This is a genomic window from Pseudoalteromonas sp. Z1A8 (assembly GCF_011378855.1).
Classification (GTDB): domain Bacteria; phylum Pseudomonadota; class Gammaproteobacteria; order Enterobacterales; family Alteromonadaceae; genus Pseudoalteromonas.
Genome location: NZ_WTLB01000104.1, coordinates 1 through 2,826, shown reverse-complemented (window position 1 = coordinate 2,826; position 2,826 = coordinate 1). Strand labels below are relative to the sequence as shown.

The window sequence follows — 2,826 nt, the reverse complement described above, 5'->3', positions numbered from 1 at the left end:
TGCTCTTTAAAAATTTGGAAAAGCTGATAATAAAATTCTGATAGATACATTGTATTTATCAAGAGTTTTCAAAAGTAAAAAAAGAATGGTAGCAGTACCATTCAGTGCCATTTAGTTAGCTCTTTGAGTTGATTGATTGGTATCTACTTTAGTATTCAATATTGACTTCTGGCGAAGTTAAACTGTCACAAAACAAAGACCCGTTTGGGTTGTATGGTTAAGTGACTAAGCGTACACGGTGGATGCCTTGGCAGTTGGAGGCGATGAAGGACGTATTAACTTGCGATAAGCCTAGTCAAGCTAGTAAAAAGCACTTGAGACTAGGATTTCCGAATGGGGAAACCCACCTGCTTGCAGGTATCGTTAACTGAATACATAGGTTAACGAAGCGAACGCGGAGAACTGAAACATCTAAGTACCCGTAGGAAAAGAAATCAACCGAGATTCCGAAAGTAGCGGCGAGCGAAATCGGAACAGCCCTTAAGCTTATTATGTGTTAATGGAAGGCTGCTGGAAAGCGCCACGATACAGGGTGATAGTCCCGTACATGAAAAGACATTTTAAGTGAAATCGAGTAGGTCGGAGCACGTGAAACTTTGACTGAATATAGGTGGACCATCATCTAAGGCTAAATACTCCCAACTGACCGATAGTGAACCAGTACCGTGAGGGAAAGGCGAAAAGAACCCCTGTGAGGGGAGTGAAATAGAACCTGAAACCGTGTACGTACAAGCAGTAGGAGCCCACTTGTTGGGTGACTGCGTACCTTTTGTATAATGGGTCAGCGACTTATATTTTGTAGCGAGGTTAACCGAATAGGGTAGCCGTAGGGAAACCGAGTCTTAACTGGGCGAATAGTTGCAAGGTATAGACCCGAAACCCGGTGATCTAGCCATGGGCAGGTTGAAGGTTGAGTAACATCAACTGGAGGACCGAACCCACTAACGTTGAAAAGTTAGGGGATGACCTGTGGCTAGGAGTGAAAGGCTAATCAAACCGGGAGATAGCTGGTTCTCCCCGAAATCTATTTAGGTAGAGCCTCGGACGAATACTTACGGGGGTAGAGCACTGTTAAGGCTAGGGGGTCATCCCGACTTACCAACCCTTTGCAAACTCCGAATACCGTAAAGTAATATCCGGGAGACACACGGCGGGTGCTAACGTCCGTCGTGAAGAGGGAAACAACCCAGACCGCCAGCTAAGGTCCCAAAGTCATAGTTAAGTGGGAAACGATGTGGAAAGGCCCAGACAGCCAGGAGGTTGGCTTAGAAGCAGCCATCCTTTAAAGAAAGCGTAATAGCTCACTGGTCGAGTCGGTCTGCGCGGAAGATGTAACGGGGCTAAACTATGCACCGAAGCTGCGGATTCAGAATTTATTCTGAGTGGTAGGGGAGCGTTCTGTAAGCCGTTGAAGGTGTACCGGGAGGTATGCTGGAGGTATCAGAAGTGCGAATGCTGACATGAGTAACGATAATGGGAGTGAAAAACTCCCACGCCGGAAGACCAAGGGTTCCTATCCCATGTTAATCAGGGTAGGGTAAGTCGACCCCTAAGGCGAGGCCGAAAGGCGTAGTCGATGGGAAACAGATTAATATTTCTGTACTCGATATAATTGCGATGGGGGGACGGAGCAGGCTAAGCAAGCATAGCGTTGGTAGTCTATGTGAAAGTGAGTAGGGCGTTTGTTTAGGTAAATCCGGACAGACATTAAACCTGAGACACGAGACGAGTCACTACGGTGATGAAGTTGCTGATGCCATACTTCCAGGAAAAGCCTCTAAGCTTCAGATTATATGGAATCGTACCCCAAACCGACACAGGTGGTCAGGTAGAGAATACTAAGGCGCTTGAGAGAACTCGGGTGAAGGAACTAGGCAAAATCGTACCGTAACTTCGGGAGAAGGTACGCTCCTATCTGTGATGAGACTTGCTCTCTAAGCGGACGGGAGCCGCAGTGACCAGGTGGCTGGGACTGTTTATTAAAAACACAGCACTGTGCAAAATCGCAAGATGACGTATACGGTGTGACACCTGCCCGGTGCCGGAAGGTTAATTGATGGGGTTATCCTTAGGGAGAAGCTCTTGATCGAAGCCCCGGTAAACGGCGGCCGTAACTATAACGGTCCTAAGGTAGCGAAATTCCTTGTCGGGTAAGTTCCGACCTGCACGAATGGTGTAACCATGGCCACGCTGTCTCCACCCGAGACTCAGTGAAATTGAAATCGCAGTGAAGATGCTGTGTACCCGCGGCTAGACGGAAAGACCCCGTGAACCTTTACTACAGCTTGGCACTGAACATTGAACCTACATGTGTAGGATAGGTGGGAGACTTTGAAGCAGCGACGCTAGTTGTTGTGGAGTCAACCTTGAAATACCACCCTTGTAGTTTTGATGTTCTAACGTTGGCCCCTGAATCGGGGTTACGGACAGTGCCTGGTGGGTAGTTTGACTGGGGCGGTCTCCTCCTAAAGAGTAACGGAGGAGCACGAAGGTTGGCTAAGTACGGTCGGACATCGTACGGTTAGTGTAATGGTAGAAGCCAGCTTAACTGCGAGACAGACACGTCGAGCAGGTACGAAAGTAGGTCATAGTGATCCGGTGGTTCTGAATGGAAGGGCCATCGCTCAACGGATAAAAGGTACTCCGGGGATAACAGGCTGATACCGCCCAAGAGTTCATATCGACGGCGGTGTTTGGCACCTCGATGTCGGCTCATCACATCCTGGGGCTGAAGTCGGTCCCAAGGGTATGGCTGTTCGCCATTTAAAGTGGTACGCGAGCTGGGTTTAGAACGTCGTGAGACAGTTCGGTCCCTATCTGCCGTGG

At 48.6% G+C, this 2,826-nt stretch carries 1 rRNA gene; it reads left to right on the top strand.

What is annotated here, in order from left to right:
- Positions 1-215: 215 nt before the first annotated feature.
- Positions 216-2,826, top strand: a 23S ribosomal RNA gene (locus tag GQR55_RS19715); the annotation flags it as partial.